The following is a 21,120-nucleotide window of genomic DNA, read 5'->3' on the forward strand; positions in this document are numbered from 1 at the left end:
GATAGTTTTTCTCTTTGAACTCTACCCCAATTTGACAGTTCAGGAATGTTTGGAGTATATGGGGGATCTTGCAGGAGATCCAAAAACAGAACGGTACTATTTTCCATCCATGTAGTGGAGGATTTAGCGGCTACCTGTAACCAGCTTGCGATTATGCACAAAGGTCGTTTTTTGTATGCGGGTTCTATAAGGAATTTAGTAGAGGAAGCACAGGGGAAAATCTGGATTTGCAAAGCGGCGGAAAAGGAAAACCGCCTTTTTCAGCACTAAAGATATACTAAAAATCCGAAACCGCCTCCGATTGGAACCGGGTTCGGATTATCATTATCTGATGCGGATAACAGGACTTGAACCTGCACGTCGTAGACACCAGATCCTAAGTCTGGCGCGTCTGCCAATTCCGCCATATCCGCATAAACACAATAAAATATATAAATGAATAATCAGACATATACATGATGAAAAAATATCCGGGAATCAATTTCCTGGATATTTTTCTTCGAATGAGCGTGCGGGGATTCGAACCCCGGACAACTTGATTAAAAGTCAAGTGCTCTACCACCTGAGCTACACGCCCGTAATCTTATGAAATTCCCGCCTGGATCATGCCAGGTAACTGGGCTAGCTGGATTCGAACCAGCGAATGCAGGAGTCAAAGTCCTGTGCCTTACCGCTTGGCGATAGCCCATCAAAGACTTAAATGAACATCATGTCTTCCTGATGCTTTCTTCTTCCTGCGAGAAGAGGGTGGGTAGTGGGACTCGAACCCACGACATTCGGAACCACAATCCGACGCGCTAACCAACTGCACCATACCCACCATAACGAGCCTGGGGGGATTCGAACCCTCGACCTACGGCTTAGAAGGCCGTTGCTCTATCCAGCTGAGCTACAGACTCACAAATAAAATAGCCCCCATCTATTACTTCTTTAGGCTCCTTACAAATAACTTCTGTAAGAGAGCGGGTGATGGGAATCGAACCCACGTATCCAGCTTGGAAGGCTGGTGTTCTACCATTGAACTACACCCGCATATCACGTCGGGGTGACAGGATTCGAACCTGCGACCTCCTGGTCCCAAACCAGGCGCTCTAGCCAAGCTGAGCCACACCCCGCAACATCAAAACCATACGTCCTACCCGTGACGCAAGACCTATTATATAGTATACTGAGCACATTGTCAACAAAAATTTTATCGAATTTTTGCAGGAATTTTATCGGCACTTCAGAACCGCAGAAAAATGCAGAAAGAATACGAGATTTCGGTTACATGAAAAACAAAGTGACTGATTCCAGTCGTAAAAATCATCAAACAGCTTATCATCAAATGCTATGATTGACGAATCTGTCTGCTGATTTTTATATGGCTGTGACCAGTAACGAATCGTAACGGTGAATCGCAATGAATTGCTTACAAAGCCTTGACATCATTGTTCGGCCATGCTATTTTTGAAAACAGCAGGCCGCACAGGCATTCGTGTACGGATCGAAGGAGATGCGAATGGTGAAAACGGCAGTGCGGGACAAAAAGCAGACGCGGATGGAGCGATACAAAAGGAAGAGAGAGGACGATACAAATGAGAAGGACGGACCGGGAAGTAAAAGATGTGGATGAAATGATCGGGATCATGAAGAGATGTGACGTGTGCAGATTGGCGCTGAACGATGGCGGCTATCCGTATATCCTCCCTTTGAATTTTGGTTTGAAGGCGCAGGACGGAAAGGTGACTCTGTATTTTCACGGAGCGGAGAAAGGAAAAAAATACGAACTGCTTGCAAAAGACAGCCGCGCTTCCTTTGAGATGGACTGCTCACACCGGCTGGTGTCCTCTGAGGAGAACGGGCAGTGTACGATGGAATATGAAAGTGTGATCGGCAAGGGAAAGGTGGAGATCGTGTCAGAGGAAGAGAAGATGGAAGCGCTGACCATTCTGACAGACCATTATCATGAAACACATTTTGAATTTGATACAAGGGCGGTTCCGAAAACGGCGGTGATGAAGCTTGTGGTGGAGGAAATGACCGGAAAACGAAGAGTGAAGGGAGAACATTAAAGGATGAAGTATATAACGTTTGCGATTCCGTGCTACAATTCGGAAGCATATATGGAGAAGGCGATCAATTCGATCCTGCCGGCAGGCGAGGATGTGGAAATTCTGATCGTGAATGACGGTTCCTCAGACAGGACGAAAAAGATCGGGAAACAGTATGCAGAACGGTTTCCCTCCATCGTGCGGGTGATCAATAAGGAGAACGGCGGGCATGGCGACGCGGTCAACTCCGGGTTGTCCCAGGCTTCGGGAAAATATTTCAAGGTCGTGGACAGCGACGACTGGGTAGACGAGGATTCCCTCATGAAGCTCCTGGAAGTGATCAAGGGATTTGTCAGCGAAGAGGAAGAAGTGGATATGATCGTCTCCAATTATGTCTATGAAAAAACAGGCGTGGAGCACAAGAAAGTCATCCATTACAGAAATGTCCTTCCTCAGAACGAAATCTTCCGCTGGGACGACATCGGCAGCTTTCACCTGGATCAGTATATCCTGATGCATTCGGTCATGTACCGCACGGAAATGCTGAAGCTCTGTCAGCTAAAGCTTCCGAAGCATACATTTTATGTGGACAACATTTATGTCTATTATCCGCTTCCGCATGTGCGCAGGCTTTATTATCTGGACGTGGATTTTTACCGCTATTTTATCGGCAGGGAGGATCAGTCGGTCAATGAAAAGATCATGATCAGCCGCGTGGATCAGCAGATTTATGTGACAAAGAGCATGATATCCATGTATGATCTGCGCCTGATCGGAAGCAAGAAGCTCAGAAAGTATATGATCAATTATCTGGCAATCATGATGACGGTATCTTCTATATTATGTATCCGCTCCAAAAATGTGGAGAACCTGCAGAAGAAAAAAGAACTGTGGAAATACCTGAGACAGATGGACTACAAAATTTTCCTGAAGATCCGTTACGGCATCCTGGGACAGACTATGAACCTGCCGGGCAGATCCGGGAGAAAGGTTTCTTCTATGGCCTACAGCGTGGCGAGAAGACTGATCGGGTTTAATTGACGCTTCGGTGGGCCTGATTTTAGAAAGGCGATAGAAAATCCTGGTTTTAGAAGTATATTTTTCCAGCCTGGGGACAGACTATTTATCGAAAGATATAGAAAAAGAAAGGGAGTTTGTTCTATGGCTGTTAATTTCAAGGAAAGCAAGACAAAAGAAAACCTGATGCGGGCGTTTGCCGGGGAAAGCCAGGCGAGGAACCGCTACACGATCGGGGCAGAAAAGGCGCGGCAGATGAAAATGTATTCCATCGCGGATATTTTTGTATACACGGCAGATCAGGAGCGCGCCCATGCGGAGCGGTACTATGAACTGCTGAAAAGCCTTTCTGGGGATACCATATTTATTGACGGCGGATATCCTGTGGACCAGCAGGAAAGCCTGGCGCAGTTGATCCGCGCGGCAGAGCACAATGAAAAGGAAGAGGCGGAAAACGTATACCAGGAGTTTTCACGGGTTGCCAAGGAGGAAGGCTTCCTGGAGGCAGCATCCGCGTTTTCACTGATCGCGGAGGTGGAGCGGACTCACCAGCTCCGTTTTGCGGAAGTGGCGGAAATGCTGGAAAAGAGCGAGTATTTTGCCTGTGCAGATACCGGAAAATGGATCTGCACAAACTGCGGATATATTTTCGAAGGAAAGCAGGCGCCCTCATCCTGTCCGTCCTGTCATCATGAGCAGGGGTATTTCCTGCCTTATGAGCTTGCGCCTTATAAGGGTAATCATTAGTATATTTTCCACCTGTACGGTTGGATGCTCTTTGAGCAACCGTACAGGTGGAAAATTTTTATCTTGGCAGATCCGGAATTTTATGTTATGTTTATATACAGATACGAAAAGAGAGGCTGGATTTATGTTTTGGAAAATGACGAATCTGCAACTGAAAAAAGGCAACATTTTTCCTCTTTACGGGGATAGTGCGCCTTTTTTTAGGAGGATTTGCGGCAAAACGGATATGCATAAGCCATATATTTGACGGCTTCTGCGTATGATCCGGCGGATCTTTTTACATTGGCACATTATCTCCTTAACGATATTCATTTTACAGTTAAGGAGATTTTTTTATGCAGAATATTCAAAAACAAATATCGAGACTTTATTTATCAACCGTGTTCGGCTATTTGTCACTGTCAGGTGCATGGATCGCAATTCTTGCGGCACGCGGTTACAGCCTGGTTGAAATTGGTTTTGCAGAAACCGTATTTCATATAACCAGCCTGATCCTGGAAATTCCGTCAGGCGTCTTTGCCGATGTATTTGGAAGAAAAAATATGCTGATCGTCAGCAGCATCATGCGGACGATCGGCAACATTGTTATGATCTTTTCCAGCAATTTCTGGATGATATGCATCTCTATGATGTTTCAGGCGGCAAACTATAATTTTTCGTCTGGGTCAGGGGAAGCTCTGGCATATGATTCACTGAAACTGGCAGGTCAGGAAGCACGTTATGAAAAATATGCATCCAATCAACTGATGATCCAGCGATTTTGCAGAGGGCTTTCTACTTTATGTGCCGGATTTGCACTTTTCATCGGGTATCAAATGGCGTACGGCGCGGACCTTCTGATCGGCATGATACAGATCTGGATGCTGGGATCGCTGTATGAGGCGGGCACAGGCCGCAAACATGAAAACAATGAGCAAAGCCCGTTGGCACAATCGGAAGCGAAGCTTCGGAATCTGCAGATCATCTTACATAATATAGGGCGCGAGCTTGTTTCCTGCTTTATCACAAGCCTTTCCTTCATGAAAAAAGCAAAGGGCGCCGTCCTGCTCATGTTCTGTAATTCGCTGGTCGGAGCTGCGGACATTTTGCTGCTGTATTTTCTGCAGGCAAAGCTGCCGGAAAGCGGCATGTCGGATTCTGCGCTTGGATTTGCGCTGTTTTTTATGGAACTTGGCGGTATATTTGGCGCAAAAATCATTCTCAAATGTAAGCAACTGCAGTATCGAAGCGTATTTGTGATTACCGGGCTGCTTGTATTTTGCGGAATACTGGCGGAGCACTCCGGGCTCTGTATACTGATGACGGCAGGGGGCTTTGCCGCCGCGCTGGGGGATGATGCCCTGCAGGTCAGGACCAATACGGTTCTTCAGGATATGTTTCCGTCGGACCAGCGGGCGACGTTGATTTCCATAGAATCCTTTACATTTTCGATGATTATGATTGTATTGTCGCCGCTTGCAGGGGGATGGTTTTCACGCTGGTAAACGGAGCGTATCCTTTTTTCAAAAAGCGGGCAGATGATGAACAATGCGAGTTTTTCACCCATTGATATGGAACGTATGCTATACTTAATGTGCGGATCGAAAATTGTTAGACGGTAAGCTTTCGTTAGTAAGATCAGAAAAACTGACAGGAAATTGTAAGCCGCAAGGAGAAAAATACGATGATAAGACAGGCAGTGAAAAATGACGCGTCAAGAATAGCGGAAATATTGATATTTACAAAACGCATGAATTACAGGCGGATCTTTCAAAACGATCTGGTGTCGTTTGGAGAAATGCAGGTTTATCCATTAGCAAAGGATTATATAGACAACCCGGATAAATTAAAGGGTATATGGGTTTATGATGATGGAATTGTCAAAGGAATGGTGCATATTCAGGAAAACCGGATTGAAGAATTATACGTTGACAGTTTTTTTGAAAATCAGGGCATCGGCACTGAATTGATGGAATTTGCGATTGAAAGGATGGGCTGCAATTCATTGTGGGTTCTGGAGAAGAACACGAAAGCAATCCATTTTTATAAAAAGCACGGTTTTTTATTTACAGGAGAAAGGCGGCTGCAAGAAGGGACAACAGAAATTCTTCTTGAGATGGGGCGGTAGATTTCAGTTTGGAACGCAGGGAAAAGTGGGATTTCCTGCGTTCTTTGTTTAGGGAACATGGAATGACTGATTCGCAATTCGGAGAAAATCGCATATTGTAAAAGGAAGGAGAGGGAAGGCGGCGATGTTTTGTGAATAGTCAGAAAGCAGATAATCAGTTGAATCTTGCGCTGGATGCTACGGAGGAGGAACGCCGAAAATCACTGGAACTGGATGTGGGATATGATCCGATTGAGCGGGAATGGGATCTGATTATTAAATATTCCGGAAACCTGGACGCTGTCCGCTTGGTGGCGGAGTCTGTAACGGAGATGGCCAATGAATATGCGGTCATTGTGATACGCGAATCCAGAATCCCGGAACTGGTAACGATTCCGGAGGTCGAGTATATTGAGAAGCCGAAACGATTGTTTTTTCAGGTGTCAAATGGGAAACGGGTTTCCTGCGTCAATCCGGTACGGCAGGCACCGTTTTCTTTAAGAGGGAAAGGGGTTCTGATCGGGATTGTAGACAGCGGGATTGATTATAATCTGTGGGATTTCCGCAATCCGGACGGGACGACCAGGATTCGCTGTCTGTGGGATCAGTCGATTACAGGAAACCCGCCGGCAGGATATGCGGCAGGTACGGAATATACACGGGAACAGATTAACGAGGCGTTGTCAGCGGAGACCCTTCAGGAGAGATACCGGATCGTACCCAGCCGGGATTTTTCCGGACACGGAACGGCAGTGGCCGGAATTGCCGCCGGGAACGGGCGGCAGCGCGGGGAGAGACAAGGGGCATCGGGCAGTCTGCGGCCGGGTGCGGCAGAAGGAACGGCGAGCGATTTGCGGCCAGGGACGTCGGAAGGAACGATGGGCGGATTACAGCCGGGGGAGTCGGAAGGAACGGCGGGCAGCTTGCGGCAGTCTGCAGCAGGAGGAACGGCGGGCGATTTGCGGCCAGGGACGTCGGAAGGAGCGATGGGCAGCTTACAGTCGGGGACACCGGAAGACGCAGGAACCGGCGTTCGCTTAGATATGTCGGCAGTGGCGGAACAGTATGCCGGGGTGGCGCCGGAGAGTGAACTGTTGGTTGTGAAAATGGGCAGCCCCCGGGCGGATGGTTTTCCGAGGACGACAGAGCTGATGCAGGGAGTCGATTATGTGATCAAAAAAGCGCTGGAACTGCGGATGCCGGTGGCAGTGAATATCAGTTTTGGAAATACGTATGGCCCGCATGATGGTTCATCATTGCTGGAACGATTTCTGGATGATATTTCTAATTACTGGAAGAGCGTGATCTGCGTAGGCGCCGGAAACGAGGGAACCAGTGCAGGGCATACGGCCGGGCGGATGCGTGAGAACCAGGAAGAAGTAGTTCAGCTAGGGGTGCAGACGAATGAGCCTGTGCTGAATGTGCAGATCTGGAAGTCCTATGTAGATCAGGTGGATATCTCCCTGGTCAGTCCTTCCGGTGTCCGGGTGGGACCGATTCAGGAAATATTGGGATCCCAGAGATTTGTGCTGGGAAATACGGAGATATTGCTGTACTATGGGGAACCCAGCCCCTATAGTGTGCGGCAGGAAATTTTTATAGATTTTCTGCCCAGACAGTCTTATATTGACAGCGGAGTCTGGAGGATCATACTGACCCCCAGAAAGATTGTAAACGGAGAATACGAAATGTGGCTCCCAAGCCAGGGGGCATTGAATGTGGGGACTGCATTTTTATATCCGGAAAGCAGTGCTACGCTTACGATTCCGTCTACTGCATCGAGGGTCGTTACAGTGGGGGCATATGATGCTTTGAATTATACGTATGCAGATTTTTCCGGAAGAGGGGTACGGACGGAATATACGGCGGGATATGAAAATATGGCTGCCTTCAAGCCAGATCTGGCAGCACCGGGGGTCAATGTGATGACAGCGGCGGCAGGAGGCGGATATGCCCCGGTAACGGGAACCTCATTCGCGGCGCCGTTTGTGACAGGAGGTGCGGCGCTGCTCATGGAATGGGGGATTGTGAAGGGGGAAGATCCTTATTTGTACAGCGAAAAAGTAAAGGCTTATTTAAGGAGAGGAGCAAAGCCATTGCCGGGATTTGATGTGTATCCTAACCCTCAGGTGGGGTATGGGGCGTTGTGTGTCGAAAACAGTCTGCCGATGTAGGATTAGGGGAGACTTTTTGGGGAAGATTGGTTAATTTCTGCTATGCTAAAATTAAGAATAGGATACCTGTACCGCTTTAATTGGTATGTGTAGGTATCCTTTTTCCATATGTTTGCCTGTTGATACATAAAATTGTGTAAATACACATAAAATAGCGATTGATGTTATATTTAAAATAAAGACAGAGAATGGAGGCTATCTCTTAGAGGCAGGCGAATACATAATTACTATCCGTTCAGACTCACACCATGTATTGGACGAGGAAACCTTTACGTTAGACGGCGATATTGATTACAGTACAGGAGGGCGTACATCTGATGGGACTGTGGCAACAGAATCCCTAATATGACAATGGCAGATGGGCCGCAAGGGGTGCGTAAGCAGGAAGGGGCGGGAGATCAGTTGGGGTTGAATGCTTCGCTGCCTGCCACTTGTTTTCCAACCGCAGCTGCAATGGCAAATTCCTGGAACCCAAAACTTGGTGAGGAAATGGGCAGATGCGCTTTGAGAAGCAGGCAGCTTACATATAAGTATCTAATTCCTTCTGTAATTGCTGGAGAAATGTATAAGAGGCCTTGGAAAGTACCTGATATTTTTTCCAGACAATACAAAGCTGCGCATGTAAAGCAGGAAGAAGCGGCCGAAAACAAAGGTTGCTGTCGCCAGTGGTATTGATGAGTTTATCCAGTGCAATCACATATCCAAATCCTTTTTTTACAAACTGCGCCGCGTTGTAGACAAGATCATAAGTGGCTACGACATTCAGCTTTGAAATGTCCGCCTTCAGCCAGGAAAACATTTCACTGTTTATGGAAGTCTGGTGGGACAGGATCAATGGTTTATCCCATAGGTCTTCTGCCTGGACTGTCTCTTTTTCAGCCAGCGGGCTGTCTTTCCTCATAAGCACGCCCCATGTGTCCTGCATCGGAAGTCGGATATAATCATATTTGCTTATGTCTGTCGGGCCGACGAGAAGCCCGAAGTCAATCAGCCCTTTATCCAGACGCTCCATGACACGCTCTGCATCGCCGCTGTAAATGTGGTAGTGGATCAGAGGGTGACTTTTTTGCAAATTCCACGCGGCCTGTGCCAGAAAGGAGATGGCCTCTGTTTCGCCGCATCCGATATAGATTGCACCATTGATATTTTCATTGGAAGAAGTCAGTTCCGCTTTTGTTTTTTCCATCAGGTCTACCAATTCTTCTGCACGTTTACGCAGCAGCATCCCATCTTCGGTCAGAGTAACCTTCTTACTGCCACGGATGAGCAGTTGTTTCCCTAGTTCTTCTTCCAGGTCTTTGAGCTGCCTGGAGAGGGGCGGCTGTGTCATGCGTAATGATTCTGCGGCTTTCGTTATGCTTTCTTCCCTTGCGACGGCGAGAAAATATTGTAATACCCGAATATCCATATGTAAATCCTCCTGTTGTTCGATGGTTTTAGATATTGCGCTATGTCTGGATTGTAACAAAAATATAGATACCTTTCAAGTATGACAGAACATTCTATATATGTATTTGATATTTGACTTGCGGCGATTTACAATAGACTTGGAAGGAGGATAAAAGATGGCAGAAGCAAACGATATGTATGAAAGCATTCATCAAAATCTGATTGATGCGGGATGTAACAAGGAAACAACGGAGCAAATGATATGAATGATTTTATTTTTCACAACCCTGATAAGGTGTATTTTGGAAGGAACCAGCTCGGTCATCTGACTCCACGCTGGCTTAAGTATATTTTGAATGAAGGTACAGCTTCTGCAATCTATCGCCTTGGTTCAAAGGTGTTTGGTGTTGCGGAAGGAATGGAGCCGATGGAACTGAATCCGGATGATGTGGAAAAACCTGGGCGGTTGCAAAGGGAACTCTTCCCATTATAGGAGTTACCAAAGTAAAACAAGTAGAAGAAGCTGCAGCGGCAGCGCAAATTGAGCTGGACGGAGAAGAAATTAGGCGTTTGGAAAAATTGGGTGATGATACTAACGTTCAGACGTTACGGGAATGGGAAAGAGAGATGTAGTAACTGGTGGAGCGTAGTTGGATAAAATTCATTCGTTAAGAAAGGTGGAAAGGGTTTTGACAATAGAGGAAGTAATAGAAGGATTTGGAACAGAAAAAGAAAAAAGTCCTGAGTATGGTACATATGCGAATGAGCTTTTCCAGGAAGCTGTCCGAATCGGTATGGAAATGAATACCCATTACCATACCCCGGAAGAACTCAGGGGACTAATGAGTAGGTTGATCGGGAAAAAGATAGACAGTTCTTTTCGGATGTTCCCCCCGTTCTATACAGATTTTGGAAAAAACATAGAAATTGGGGAAGATGTATTTATCAATTCAGGATGTCATTTTCAGGATCAGGGGGGGATAAGGATTGGAGATGGTACACTGATTGGACACAATGTTATACTGGCAACAATCAACCACGATCTGAATCCAAAGAATAACAGAAAAAATCATTATGCGCCGATAAAGATTGGCGCTCATGTATGGATTGGCTCTAACGCAACGATATTACCAGGAGTAACGATTGGCGACTATGCAGTAGTTGCAGCAGGAGCCGTCGTTGTACGGGATGTTCCCTCTATGACAGTAGTGGGAGGCGTTCCTGCAAAAGTATTAAAAGTGATTCCGCAAGAAATACCTCAAGGATATAGCTGTCTGTCCAGAGAACAGGAGCAGGTTGGGGAAAGGAAGGTGCTGCATGAAAAGGCTGTTTAAATGTATGCTGGCGGGGACACTTATCGTTATGCTGTCGGCCTGCGGCAAAAATGCTGGGATGGAACAATCCGAGCGGCCGGAACATGCTGAAACAACAGAGCCGTCAACAATTTCCCAGATGGAAGAAACAACACAGGAACAGGAGGAGCAAGTCATGACAAATGATATTTCTTTTGATTTTCCCAGAAAAACTGTCATGCTGAACAGTGGATATGAAATGCCGATTTATGGGATTGGTACTTACAGCCTGACAGATGAAGTTTGTGTGGATTCCGTTACGGCGGCATTGAACAGCGGCGTTCGTCTGATAGATACCGCATATATGTACCATAATGAGGAAAGTGTGGGAGAGGCTGTCAGAAATTCCGGTATACCGAGGGAAGAAATTTTTGTGATAACAAAACTTTATCCCAATCAATTTTCTAATCCGGAAGCTGCGATTGAGGAAGCGCTTGCCAGATTAGATATAGAATATATTGATATGATGCTGCTTCATCACCCCGGGACAGGCGATGTTGAGGCTTATCTCGCAATGGAACAGGCGGTTGCTGATGGAAAGATACGTTCGATTGGCTTATCAAACTGGTATGTTGAGGAACTGGAGGAATTTTTACCGCAGATAAACATTACACCCGCTCTGGTTCAGAACGAAATACATCCTTATTATCAGGAAAACGATGTAATTCCATACATTCACAGCCTTGGGATTGCTGTGCAGGGCTGGTATCCGCTTGGCGGTAGGGGATATACGGCAGAACTGCTTGGAAATGAGGTCATTTCTGAGATTGCGGAGGTTCATGGAAAATCGTCTGCACAGGTTATTCTTCGGTGGAATCTTCAGAAAGGTGTTGTAGTTATTCCTGGTTCCAGTAATCCGGATCATATCCAGGAGAACACAGAACTATTTGATTTTGAATTAACCGAGGACGAAATGGAGCGTATTAATGCCCTTGACCGTGGCGAGAAACATGATTGGTATTAGAAAAGTGAAGGGGCTGATGCTTTAGGATTTGCGGAACAAATTCAGAAGTTTATATATTTAATATTCAGTTGGAGGTAAGGAAATGAAAGTATTAGCGATTAACAGTAGTGCCCGAAAGGATGGGAACACAGCAATTCTTATCAATACTGTGTTTGAGGAATTGCATCAGGCGGGAATTGAAACAGAGATGGTACAGCTTTCCGGCAAAATTATTGAACCCTGCAAGGCTTGTTGGGCTTGCGGCGGAAGGAAAAACTGTGTGCATAAAAAAGATTTATTTCAGGAAATTTTTAATAAGATGACACAGGCAGATGGGATCATTCTTGGCTCACCGGTTTATACGGCAAATATATCTGCGAATATGCAGGCTCTTTTGGAGCGTGCCTCAGTAGTGACGGATATGAATCGTAATGAGAATCTCTTTTGGCATAAAGTTGGTGCGGCTGTTACGGCGGCACGCAGAGGCGGTGCGTTAAATGCGCTTGATGCAATGAACCATTTCTTTATGTTGCAGAATATGTTTATTGTAGGTTCTTCTTATTGGCCAATGGCTTATGGGCAGATGCCAGGTGATGTAGAGAAGGATGAAGAAGGGCTTGCTACGATGAAAAATCTCGGTCGGAATATGGCGCATTTGTTGATTTCTTTGAATGCGGCTGACAGGCATAAGGGAATTTTTTAAGGAAGACCTAGAGGAAAGGCGGTTGTAAAATTGAGAAAAGGAATTTACCTGGTGCTTTCAATCCTACTACTTTTTACCATGGCTGGATGCGGAAATGAAAACAGTGAAAATGGGGCGGAAAGCAATCTGACGCAAACAGGCGGGCAGGCAGACCAATCGACAAATCATGAACAAGAAGGCTCTGAAACTGAAAATCAAGAATCACCAGAGGCAGTTTCGGAGCCGGAACAGGAGCCGGATATGGAAACAAAAACTTTGGTAGTGTATTTTTCTGCTACAGGTACGACAAGACCGCTGGCAGAATATACGGCAGAAATTCTTGATGCAGATATTTATGAAATAGTGGCGGAAGAACCTTATACAGAGGATGACCTTGCATATTATACGAATGGCAGGGCAGACCAGGAACAAAACGATCCCAATGTGCGGCCTGCAATTTCCGGCAGCGTGGAAAATATGGAACGATATGATACGATAATCCTTGGCTATCCGATTTGGCATGGACAAGCTCCTCGCATTATCAGTACATTTTTAGAAAGCTATGATTTTTCGGGAAAGACAATTGTGCCATTTTGCACTTCACATAGCAGTGGGATTGGTTCTAGTGCAAGCAACCTTCATTCCCTGTGTCCGGATTCAACAAAATGGCTGGATGGGGAGCGGTTTGAGGGTGGAACTTCAAAAGAAACAATCAGAAATTGGCTTGAAAAAAGGATAATGACTTTTATGAAAGCTTGATAAAGTTCATATCGGATCATGGTTATATGCCAAAAGTATATTGCATAGAGGGGTGCCCATTACGTCTGAATATTTGAAAGATGCAGGTTTGGAGGGTAAGATACCATTTGTTGTAAAAATAAAAAATGTAGGTAACTGCAAGGCAAATGATATAAATATACAAATTCATATGCCTACTGGAGTGAGAATTTTTAGTAAAGTTATGCTTGAAGAACTAAAAGAGCCTAAAGCTCCAGAAACTTTAGAAAATCCAATAAATTGGTTTTATAGTAAATCATATTTGGGAGCAGCAACGTCGTCATTGGAGAATATTTTTAATGTAGGGAGAGGAATAGGCGCATACAATATATCTCCATTGACAAATTCATTTAGTATTAATAATGATGAAGAAATTAAGGATAACTGCTTGAATATTTGGAATCGAAGTATGATACATACAGGAGAATATGAATCAGAGGAAGATTCAAAAAGAATGTTTGAACATGCATGTGCTTTTTGTGATTTGGGAAAAGGCTATTCCTGCAGCCTTTTCCCATACATTTGTTTATGCTCAGAAACGGTACTACCACAAGAGAAAATTGTTTTAGAATGATGTGTTGCTCCCTCTCAATTTTTACGGTACTCTTTCGGTAGGACTTCAAAATATGTTTTAAATGCCGCAGTAAATTTGCTCTGACTGTCATAGCCGACAGCCTGTGCGATTTCAGCTATGCTCTTATTCGTTTCTTTTAACAGTTTCGCAGCCTGTCGCATTCGGTGTTCCTTGATATGTGCTGCAATGGAAGTTCCATAAACAGACTTGAAAACATTTTTCAAAGTTGTTTGATTGATGAGATATTGTTTTGAAAGTTCCTCTATGGTAATTCTTTGCTCCATGTGTTGCAAAAGCTGGTCATGAATTTTTCGGATAGTTTCTGTTAGCTCGAATTGATATTCAACCAATTTGCTTTGGGGAGTAAATTCCATTTTGTTAAGGTATAACAACAATTCTAAAACTTTGATTTTCTGGTATGGAAGCGTAAGCGTTTCAGGCTGGTCATAAAATGCAGAAAAGATACTTTCCGTCTGTTCATTTCCGGCAAGAAAGACAGGACTATCGTTTTGGCAAAATTTTTTAGGCAATACGGTTTCAAAAATAGTACTGTTTTCCAGCAGGTCAGGTGGATTTCCAGAGGCTTTTGGCAGATCAATATAAATACTAAGTCCCTGATACCTATTGTTTGGAAACGTAAGTACAGAATCCGTACAGGCTTTCATGGTATGGAGAGAAAAATCTCCCGGATTCAGATATATACGGTTTCCGTTTTTCATCTCCCACATAAGCTGTCCGGATTTGCAGTAGTTAATCTGAATAATATGTGATATAGCCTTATGCCGCACAGAAAAAGAATCAGTTGAAAATGTAAGATAGCATAACTCAATACCGGAATAAAGCGGAATGAGAGTCTGTGATACCTCTTGATGAAATTTCTCCACATTTTTTTGTATTTTTTTCAATTCCTCATTCATAGGGCAGACCTCATAATTCAGGACAGGTGATTTCCATAACCTGCTCAATCATCTGATGCAGCAGACGTCCCTGTGGCGTATCTGCGGCACGATAGTAAACCTCTTTTCCTTCACGCCGGCAAACAATAAGACCGCTGTTTTTCAATGGTCTGAGATGATGTGACACTGCCGGACTTGACATATGAAGCATATCTGAAATATTGAGGACACATTCCTCCTGGTGGCAGAGAAGCCAGAAAATTCGGATTCTGGTGGTATCTCCAAGCTGTTTGAAAACTTCCGCTACGGTTTGAAAATAATCTACATGGTCTAACTGTTTCTGGATTAGTACAGTCTGTTGTCCTTCGCCATGTTGATGTGGCAATTTCATATTATCCATATTGTTTTCCTTTCTTTTATTTGTATTTCGCCCAAACGGAAATACTTTTCGCCCGTTTGGGAGGGAATGCTTTGGGGATATTGACGTGTGTCTTTTTCCGTATTATACTACGGCTATGATGATTAAACAAGTACTTAATCACTGAATTTAAAAATAACAAGGAGGACTTTACAATGAAGAAAACTTACAAGATCGAGGTAGACTGTGCCAACTGCGCAAATTTGATGGAGGATGCGGCTCGCAAGACTGCTGGTGTGCAGAGCGCAACAGTTAATTTCATGACACAGAAAATGATTGTGGAGTTTGATGAGGGGCAGGAGCCGAAAGATGTCATGAAGAACGTGCTGGATGCTTGTAAAAAAGTGGAGCCGGACTGCGAGATTTTTCTTTAAGCGGTAGCTGCCTGTGACAGAGTGACACCCTTAAAATGCGCCGCTGCAATTTAGGGGTGTTATTTTTACCAATAACGATTAAATAATTAAGCATATTTTGAAAGGAGTTTCATTATGGAGGAATTAGTAATAAGTATATTACTTATGGTTGTCATTATAATGGCTGCGTCGCTTCTTATTTTTGTTGGCAGCCGCAAAGATGGAATGACAAAAAAGCAAAGGGTTATGATGATTCGGATTTTACTCAGTGCCGGAATCTTGCTGGCACTCCAGTTTATTTCCGCAGAGATGTTCGATACAGCCTGCGGGTATTTATTCCCGTCTGCCGGAAGATGGCTTCGTTTTGCGTGCTATTTGATTAATTATCTGATTATCGGATATGACATTTTACGGAAGGCTATAAAGGGTATTAAAAACCGTCAGGTATTTGATGAGAGCTTTCTGATGGCTGTGGCTACGATTGGGGCAATGGCACTGGCTATTTATGAAAATGGAGAATATCTGGAAGCCATTGCTGTTATGCTGTTTTATCAGATTGGGGAGTGGTTTCAGGGATATGCGGTTGGTAAGAGCCGCCGGAATATCAGTAACCTGATGGACATTCGTCCTGATTATGCAAATGTTGAGAGAAATGGAAAATTAGAGCAGATTGATCCGGATGAAGTAGGGATCGGCAGCGTGATTGTTGTTCAGCCGGGAGAGAAAGTGCCGATTGACGGGATTATCGCCTGTGGTGCTTCCAGTCTGAATACCAGTGCATTGACCGGGGAAAGTCTGCCGAGGGAGGCAAAAGTAGGTGATGAAGTAATCAGCGGCTGTATCAGTATGACAGGAGTATTGAAGATACAGACAACAAAAGAGTTTGGAGAATCTACGGTTTCTAAGATTTTGGATTTGGTGGAAAATGCAAGTTCCCGCAAATCGAAATCAGAGGATTTTATCTCGAAGTTTGCAAAAATCTATACTCCGGCTGTCTGCTATGCAGCATTGGCGCTGGCATTCCTTCCTCCTGTTGTCCGTATGCTTTTTATGGGGCTGTCTGCCGATTGGGGAGTCTGGATTTACCGGGCATTGACATTCCTTGTTATCAGTTGTCCTTGTGCGCTTGTTATCAGTATTCCTTTAAGTTTCTTTGCAGGTATCGGAGGAGCAAGCAAGGAGGGTGTTTTGGTGAAAGGCTCCAATTATCTGGAAATCCTCTCCCAGACAAAATATGTTGTTTTTGACAAAACCGGAACCATGACAAAGGGTGTCTTTGAAGTAAATGGGATTCACCATTCTACCATAGGGAATGAAAAATTGTTAGAGTATGCTGCTTTTGCAGAAAGCGCGTCTTCCCACCCGATCAGCAAGAGTTTACAGCGGGCATATGGGAGAGAAATTGACAGGACTCGTGTATCGGATATACAGGAAATCAGCGGAAACGGTGTGACTGCAAAAGTAGACGGCATAGAGGTTGCAGCCGGGAACGATAAACTGATGAAGCATTTGAATATTCTTTATCAGGACTGTCACCAGACCGGAACAATTATCCACATGGCAATTAATGGGAAATATGCAGGTCATATCGTGATTTCTGATATTATTAAACCTCATTCTAAGGCGGCGATTGCGGAATTGAAGAAAGCGGGAGTAGATAAGACCGTCATGCTGACCGGAGATGCAAAGAAAGTGGCAAATCAGGTTGCTGCATCACTTGGGATTGATGAAGTTTACAGCGAACTTTTGCCAGCAGATAAGGTTGAAAAAGTAGAAGAACTTCTGCGGGTGAAGCCTGGCAAGGCAAAGCTGGCATTTGTGGGTGACGGTATCAATGACGCACCTGTGCTTTCCAGAGCGGATATTGGTATCGCTATGGGGGCAATGGGTTCCGATGCGGCAATCGAAGCAGCGGATATTGTTCTGATGGATGACGATCCGATTAAGATTGCAAAAGCAATCAAGATTTCAAGGAAGTGTCTGAGGATTGTGTACCAGAATATTACGATGGCGCTTGTTGTGAAATTTGCTTGTCTTGCATTAGGAGCTGTGGGCATTGCGAATATGTATCTGGCGATTTTTGCAGATGTAGGTGTTATGATTCTTGCTGTGCTGAACGCAATCCGTTGTCTGTTTGTGAAAAAACTGTAAGGAAGGAGGGGTTCCTTTGGCGGAATATCAGGTCGGTCAAATTTATGAAGGACTGAAAGAAAGCGATTTGTACATTCTTACGGAATTTTTTAAGATGCTTGGGAACCCTACCCGTATTCGTATCCTGTTTCTTTTAATGGAACAGGATGCGAATGTCGGTGATCTGGCGGAGCAGCTTGGGATTACGCAGTCTGCGGTATCGCATCAGCTTAACTTGCTGAAGTCGAATAAATTGGTAAGGCGGCGCAGAGATGGAAAAATGATATTTTATGCTTTAGTGGATGAGCATGTGCAGATGGTAATTGAAAAAGGGGCAGAGCATATTTGTGGGCGGTAAAAATGAGGTGACTATAAAATGACAATGGATGAATTGAAACCAAAACAAAGTGCCTATATCCGTTCCGTAGGCGGAGCAGGCGCACTCAGGCATCATTTGCTGGATATGGGGCTTACACCGAAAACAGAGGTTACGATTCAAAAGATTGCACCTATGGGTGATCCAGTGCAGATTGAGCTAAGGGGTTATGAATTAACATTGAGGGTTGATGAAGCGCAAAAAATTATGGTGGAGAAAGTTCATACCAAAGCGGAAAAAATTCATGCCCCACAAAGAACACAGGCAGTAGAACACCCAGGTGTCGGTGAACTTGGCAGGGCGAAAAGTTATCATGTTCATGATGCGGCGAATGAGATAGCTGAAGGAGCAAAGATTACTTTCGCACTGGTAAGGAAATCAGAATTGCGGGAAAACCACTTTGTTCAACCAGCTCACAGGGGCAAATCAGCATGTGGGAAACTTTCCCGGAGTAACGGTTGACCGCAAAGATGGAACAATCCGTAAACATTCAGAGGCGGTTGTTACAGATTTACCGGGAATCTATTCTCTTTCCCCCTATTCCAGTGAGGAAATTGTGACAAGGGATTTTCTAATGGATACGCACCCGGACGGGATTATCAATATTGTTGACGCTACCAATATGGAGAGGAATCTGTACCTTACCATGCAGCTCATGGAGCTTGGTATTCCGATGGTGCTGGCATTGAATATGATGGATGAAGTACGGGCAAACGGTGGTTCTGTCAGGGTAAATGAACTGGAAGAAATTCTTGGTATTCCGGTAGTACCGATTTCCGCAGCAAAAAACGAGGGGATTGAGGAACTGATTGACCATGCACTTCATGTGGCGAGGTACAGGGAAAGTCCCGGCAGGGTTGATTTTTGTCCGGCAAGTAACGATGAACATGATTCTGTGGGCGCAGTACATCGGTGCATTCATGCGGCAGTACACATATTGGAGCCAGAGGCAAAAGAGAAAGGGTTGCCAGTCCGCTTCACAGTTACAAAACTGGTAGAAAATGACCGCCTGATGAAAGAGAAACTTTCTATTTCTCCTGAAAAAGCGGACATATTTGAACATCTTGTTTCTGTATTGGAAGCGGAAACAGGACTTGACCGAGAAGCTGCGCTTGCAAATATGAGATTTTCGTTTATTGAAGCTCTGTGTGCAAAAACAGTAGTCCGTCCCCATGAAAGCCGGGAACATAAACGCAGTATGTCGATAGATCGGATTTTAACAGGAAAGTATACAGCGATTCCATGTTTTATCGGGATTATGGCTCTTGTATTTGTTATGACGTTTAGTTTAATTGGTGCGGCATTGTCTGATCTGATGGGTATGGGAATTGATAGGGTGATTGCTTTGCTTGATCGGTTGCTTGTAAAGGCGCAGGTGAATCCGGTGGTTCACTCCCTTGTGATTGACGGTGTTTGTAGCGGTGTGGGAAGTGTACTCAGTTTGCTGCCAACGATTGTGACTATGTTTTTCTTCCTCTCCATTTTGGAGGACACTGGATATATTGCGAGAGTGGCTTTTGTCATGGACAGGCTGCTTCGTAAAATTGGGCTTTCAGGGAGAAGTATTGTTCCTATGCTGATTGGTTTTGGATGTTCAGTTCCTGCGATTATGGCTACCAGAACGCTTTCCAGTGAACGGGATCATAAAATGACAATTCTGCTGGTTCCATTTATGAGCTGTACCGCCAAGCTGCCGATTTACACTCTGATGATTAGTGCGTTTTTCCCAAGAAGGTATCAGGCGCTTATTATGGTTGGGTTGTATGCTTTAGGGATTATCTGCGGTATTTTATATGCGTTACTTTTAAAGGGGACAAAATATAAGGGAGCGCCGGTTCCGTTTGTAATGGAACTTCCAAACTATCGGTTTCCTTCAGCAAAAAGTGTGTGGCAGCTTATCGTGGAAAAGGCGAAAGGATTTGCTAAGAAAGCCTTTACAATTATTTTTGTAGCTTCTCTTGTAATCTGGTTTTTACAGACCTTTGATATAAGGCTGAATGTTGCTGCTTCTGCGGAAGAAAGCCTGCTGGCACTATTGGGCGGGGTAGCTGCTCCTTTATTTGCACCTCTTGGATTTGGAGATTGGAGAGTTTCTACGGCATTGATTACCGGATTTACTGCAAAGGAGAGCGTTGTATCTACGCTGACGGTTCTTTTGGGCGGGGATGTATCTTTGCTTGGAACATTGTTTACGCCTTTTACCGCATTTGTATTTCTTGTATTTACCTTGCTGTATACACCATGTGTTGCGGCTGTTGCAACTATGAAGCGGGAAATGGGCGGAACTAAGGCAGCGGCTGGAACTGTAATCGTACAATGTGCAATCGCTTGGATTGTGGCATTTGCTGTTCACAGTGTAGGGGCTGCTGTTGGGCTTGTATAGAGGAGGATTTGATGATGAATTTGGCAAGTATCGCTGTACTTGGCATTGTAGCTGGTCTGTTGATATTATCCATTGTTTATTCCCGAAGAAAGGGAATAAACGAATGCAATGGGAATTGTGCTGAATGTGTTGTTCAATGTACAGATAAAAAATAAACTGATAAATTGAAATACCTCTGGCACAAGTTCTCTATTCCGGAGGTATTTCAACCTGCCTTCTGTGTCAGTTATCTGTCTGACCTATTTTTGTGTGATACAGTTCGATTATATCCTGTAAAGAAATGCTGGACATATGTTTTTCGGTTCCTTTTTGTATTTCGTTGTAGTAATCCTGCAGAGCCAGTTGGATATTAACCCCTACTCCGCAATCTGGATTGGTGTGTGTATCAAGATGCAGAAGCGGCTTACTTCCCTCAACAGCTTTATAAATATCCAAAAGTGTGATTTCCTCTGTGGGTTTTGCCAGGGAAGGCTTTGCATGACCGTTTATGCTGGACATCAATCCTGCCTTTTTTAATTTCATCATGATCTGTCGGACAAAAGCCGGGTTTGTCTGAATACTGTCAGCAATTACAGTGCTGCTTAGGTCATACTCCTGATGGATTGCAATAAAAGCCATGATATGCACTGCGTCACTTAATTTTGTAGAATATTTCATGAAAAACTCCTTTGCTGTAAATTTAATTTTAACAGCCACTTGACTTGTTATATGGATAGTGCTATACTTTTGATTTGTTGTTATTTATATAATAACAACAAATCAAATGAAAGTCAATAAAAAGAGTTGAAAG

20 protein-coding genes, 7 tRNA genes and 2 pseudogenes are annotated in these 21,120 nt (G+C 44.5%); 18 read left to right on the top strand and 11 right to left on the bottom strand.

Annotated features, from left to right (window positions below; all coding sequences use genetic code 11):
• Positions 1-78: 78 nt before the first annotated feature.
• Positions 79-270, top strand: a pseudogene (locus tag EBB54_RS32410) (ABC transporter ATP-binding protein); the annotation flags it as partial.
• 62 nt (positions 271-332) lie between these two features.
• Here the strand turns inward: EBB54_RS32410 and EBB54_RS00925 are convergent.
• The 7 genes from EBB54_RS00925 to EBB54_RS00955 form a co-directional block, all read right to left on the bottom strand.
• Positions 333-413, bottom strand: a tRNA-Leu gene (locus EBB54_RS00925).
• A 91-nt stretch (positions 414-504) separates the two neighbouring features.
• Positions 505-577: transfer RNA gene (locus EBB54_RS00930), tRNA-Lys, on the bottom strand.
• Between the two features lie 39 nt (positions 578-616).
• Positions 617-688, bottom strand: a tRNA-Gln gene (locus tag EBB54_RS00935).
• Positions 689-746: 58 nt separating this feature from the next.
• Positions 747-820: transfer RNA gene (locus EBB54_RS00940), tRNA-His, on the bottom strand.
• 5 nt (positions 821-825) lie between these two features.
• Positions 826-899: transfer RNA gene (locus EBB54_RS00945), tRNA-Arg, on the bottom strand.
• 62 nt (positions 900-961) lie between these two features.
• Positions 962-1,032: transfer RNA gene (locus EBB54_RS00950), tRNA-Gly, on the bottom strand.
• 8 nt (positions 1,033-1,040) lie between these two features.
• Positions 1,041-1,115, bottom strand: a tRNA-Pro gene (locus EBB54_RS00955).
• A 462-nt stretch (positions 1,116-1,577) separates the two neighbouring features.
• Between EBB54_RS00955 and EBB54_RS00960 the strand changes: the two genes are divergently transcribed.
• From EBB54_RS00960 to EBB54_RS00985, 6 genes are all read left to right on the top strand, one after another.
• Positions 1,578-2,054, top strand: a complete 477-nt coding sequence (locus EBB54_RS00960) for a pyridoxamine 5'-phosphate oxidase family protein (RefSeq protein ID WP_125125989.1) — start codon at positions 1,578-1,580, stop codon at positions 2,052-2,054.
• Between the two features lie 3 nt (positions 2,055-2,057).
• A complete protein-coding gene (locus tag EBB54_RS00965) occupies positions 2,058-3,074 on the top strand; it encodes a glycosyltransferase family 2 protein (RefSeq protein WP_125125990.1) in 1,017 nt (338 codons plus the stop codon).
• A gap of 120 nt (positions 3,075-3,194) precedes the next feature.
• A complete protein-coding gene (gene rbr / locus EBB54_RS00970; RefSeq protein WP_004073587.1) occupies positions 3,195-3,797 on the top strand; it encodes a rubrerythrin in 603 nt (200 codons plus the stop codon).
• A 335-nt stretch (positions 3,798-4,132) separates the two neighbouring features.
• Entirely contained in the window at positions 4,133-5,281 is a 1,149-nt protein-coding gene (locus EBB54_RS00975) for an MFS transporter (RefSeq protein ID WP_125125991.1), read from the top strand.
• Between the two features lie 179 nt (positions 5,282-5,460).
• On the top strand, positions 5,461-5,904 hold the full coding sequence (locus tag EBB54_RS00980; RefSeq protein WP_125125992.1) for a GNAT family N-acetyltransferase: 444 nt from the start codon (positions 5,461-5,463) through the stop codon (positions 5,902-5,904).
• 131 nt (positions 5,905-6,035) lie between these two features.
• Complete coding sequence (locus EBB54_RS00985; protein WP_125125993.1) at positions 6,036-8,057, top strand: S8 family peptidase; 2,022 nt, start codon at positions 6,036-6,038, stop codon at positions 8,055-8,057.
• A 520-nt stretch (positions 8,058-8,577) separates the two neighbouring features.
• On the opposite strand, the gene EBB54_RS00990 is transcribed toward EBB54_RS00985, so the two are convergent.
• Positions 8,578-9,465, bottom strand: a complete 888-nt coding sequence (locus EBB54_RS00990) for a LysR family transcriptional regulator (protein WP_125125994.1) — start codon at positions 9,463-9,465, stop codon at positions 8,578-8,580.
• 243 nt (positions 9,466-9,708) lie between these two features.
• Here EBB54_RS00990 and EBB54_RS30485 point away from each other — a divergent pair, with 243 nt between their 5' ends.
• The 7 genes from EBB54_RS30485 to EBB54_RS01030 all read left to right on the top strand — a co-directional run bounded on the left by EBB54_RS30485 (position 9,709) and on the right by EBB54_RS01030 (position 13,774).
• Positions 9,709-9,939 (top strand): hypothetical protein, encoded by a 231-nt coding sequence (locus EBB54_RS30485; RefSeq protein WP_125125995.1) that lies wholly within the window; start codon positions 9,709-9,711, stop codon positions 9,937-9,939.
• A complete protein-coding gene (locus EBB54_RS32415; RefSeq protein ID WP_408640790.1) occupies positions 9,936-10,079 on the top strand; it encodes a hypothetical protein in 144 nt (47 codons plus the stop codon). The genes EBB54_RS30485 and EBB54_RS32415 overlap by 4 nt, the downstream gene beginning before the upstream one ends.
• Positions 10,080-10,135: 56 nt before the next feature.
• The gene (locus EBB54_RS01005; RefSeq protein WP_125125996.1) at positions 10,136-10,780 is read left to right on the top strand and encodes a DapH/DapD/GlmU-related protein; all 645 of its coding nucleotides are present in this window, start codon (positions 10,136-10,138) and stop codon (positions 10,778-10,780) included.
• The gene (locus EBB54_RS01010) at positions 10,764-11,762 is read left to right on the top strand and encodes an aldo/keto reductase (protein WP_125125997.1); all 999 of its coding nucleotides are present in this window, start codon (positions 10,764-10,766) and stop codon (positions 11,760-11,762) included. Before EBB54_RS01005 ends, EBB54_RS01010 begins: the two co-directional genes overlap by 17 nt.
• An 82-nt stretch (positions 11,763-11,844) precedes the next feature.
• A complete protein-coding gene (locus tag EBB54_RS01015) occupies positions 11,845-12,444 on the top strand; it encodes a flavodoxin family protein (protein WP_125125998.1) in 600 nt (199 codons plus the stop codon).
• 30 nt (positions 12,445-12,474) lie between these two features.
• Entirely contained in the window at positions 12,475-13,182 is a 708-nt protein-coding gene (locus EBB54_RS01020; protein ID WP_243127462.1) for a flavodoxin, read from the top strand.
• Positions 13,183-13,255: 73 nt separating this feature from the next.
• Positions 13,256-13,774, top strand: a complete 519-nt coding sequence (locus tag EBB54_RS01030; RefSeq protein WP_148099327.1) for a hypothetical protein — start codon at positions 13,256-13,258, stop codon at positions 13,772-13,774.
• A gap of 14 nt (positions 13,775-13,788) precedes the next feature.
• On the opposite strand, the gene EBB54_RS01035 is transcribed toward EBB54_RS01030, so the two are convergent.
• Both EBB54_RS01035 and EBB54_RS01040 read right to left on the bottom strand, forming a co-directional pair.
• Positions 13,789-14,691, bottom strand: a complete 903-nt coding sequence (locus EBB54_RS01035) for a helix-turn-helix transcriptional regulator (protein WP_125126000.1) — start codon at positions 14,689-14,691, stop codon at positions 13,789-13,791.
• Between the two features lie 10 nt (positions 14,692-14,701).
• Positions 14,702-15,070: an ArsR/SmtB family transcription factor gene (locus tag EBB54_RS01040; protein ID WP_120422165.1), complete on the bottom strand. Its 369-nt coding sequence runs from the start codon at positions 15,068-15,070 to the stop codon at positions 14,702-14,704.
• Between the two features lie 173 nt (positions 15,071-15,243).
• On the opposite strand from EBB54_RS01040, the gene EBB54_RS01045 reads away from it, so the two are divergent.
• From EBB54_RS01045 to feoB, 4 genes and pseudogenes are all read left to right on the top strand, one after another.
• Positions 15,244-15,462 (top strand): cation transporter, encoded by a 219-nt coding sequence (locus tag EBB54_RS01045; RefSeq protein ID WP_016222172.1) that lies wholly within the window; start codon positions 15,244-15,246, stop codon positions 15,460-15,462.
• Between the two features lie 204 nt (positions 15,463-15,666).
• Complete coding sequence (locus EBB54_RS01050; protein WP_125130536.1) at positions 15,667-17,592, top strand: heavy metal translocating P-type ATPase; 1,926 nt, start codon at positions 15,667-15,669, stop codon at positions 17,590-17,592.
• 16 nt (positions 17,593-17,608) lie between these two features.
• On the top strand, positions 17,609-17,929 hold the full coding sequence (locus tag EBB54_RS01055) for an ArsR/SmtB family transcription factor (protein ID WP_120422167.1): 321 nt from the start codon (positions 17,609-17,611) through the stop codon (positions 17,927-17,929).
• A gap of 18 nt (positions 17,930-17,947) precedes the next feature.
• Positions 17,948-20,330, top strand: a pseudogene (gene feoB, locus EBB54_RS01060) (ferrous iron transport protein B).
• Between the two features lie 222 nt (positions 20,331-20,552).
• On the opposite strand, the gene EBB54_RS01065 reads toward feoB, so the two are convergent.
• Positions 20,553-20,987: an Rrf2 family transcriptional regulator gene (locus tag EBB54_RS01065; protein ID WP_125126001.1), complete on the bottom strand. Its 435-nt coding sequence runs from the start codon at positions 20,985-20,987 to the stop codon at positions 20,553-20,555.
• Positions 20,988-21,120: the final 133 nt, after the last annotated feature.

Source organism: Schaedlerella arabinosiphila (assembly GCF_003885045.1).
GTDB lineage: Bacteria > Bacillota > Clostridia > Lachnospirales > Lachnospiraceae > Schaedlerella > Schaedlerella arabinosiphila.

What these genes read in the sequence shown, in the direction of transcription:
- EBB54_RS00960 (WP_125125989.1), top strand. Translation starts at nt 1,578, where the DNA reads ATGAGAAGGACGGACCGGGAAGTAAAAGATGTGGATGAAATGATCGGG.
- EBB54_RS00965 (WP_125125990.1), top strand. Translation starts at nt 2,058, where the DNA reads ATGAAGTATATAACGTTTGCGATTCCGTGCTACAATTCGGAAGCATAT.
- rbr (WP_004073587.1), top strand. Translation starts at nt 3,195, where the DNA reads ATGGCTGTTAATTTCAAGGAAAGCAAGACAAAAGAAAACCTGATGCGG.
- EBB54_RS00975 (WP_125125991.1), top strand. Translation starts at nt 4,133, where the DNA reads ATGCAGAATATTCAAAAACAAATATCGAGACTTTATTTATCAACCGTG.
- EBB54_RS00980 (WP_125125992.1), top strand. Translation starts at nt 5,461, where the DNA reads ATGATAAGACAGGCAGTGAAAAATGACGCGTCAAGAATAGCGGAAATA.
- EBB54_RS00990 (WP_125125994.1), bottom strand. Translation starts at nt 9,465, where the DNA reads ATGGATATTCGGGTATTACAATATTTTCTCGCCGTCGCAAGGGAAGAA.
- EBB54_RS30485 (WP_125125995.1), top strand. Translation starts at nt 9,709, where the DNA reads ATGAATGATTTTATTTTTCACAACCCTGATAAGGTGTATTTTGGAAGG.
- EBB54_RS01010 (WP_125125997.1), top strand. Translation starts at nt 10,764, where the DNA reads ATGAAAAGGCTGTTTAAATGTATGCTGGCGGGGACACTTATCGTTATG.
- EBB54_RS01015 (WP_125125998.1), top strand. Translation starts at nt 11,845, where the DNA reads ATGAAAGTATTAGCGATTAACAGTAGTGCCCGAAAGGATGGGAACACA.
- EBB54_RS01035 (WP_125126000.1), bottom strand. Translation starts at nt 14,691, where the DNA reads ATGAATGAGGAATTGAAAAAAATACAAAAAAATGTGGAGAAATTTCAT.
- EBB54_RS01040 (WP_120422165.1), bottom strand. Translation starts at nt 15,070, where the DNA reads ATGGATAATATGAAATTGCCACATCAACATGGCGAAGGACAACAGACT.
- EBB54_RS01045 (WP_016222172.1), top strand. Translation starts at nt 15,244, where the DNA reads ATGAAGAAAACTTACAAGATCGAGGTAGACTGTGCCAACTGCGCAAAT.
- EBB54_RS01050 (WP_125130536.1), top strand. Translation starts at nt 15,667, where the DNA reads ATGACAAAAAAGCAAAGGGTTATGATGATTCGGATTTTACTCAGTGCC.
- EBB54_RS01065 (WP_125126001.1), bottom strand. Translation starts at nt 20,987, where the DNA reads ATGAAATATTCTACAAAATTAAGTGACGCAGTGCATATCATGGCTTTT.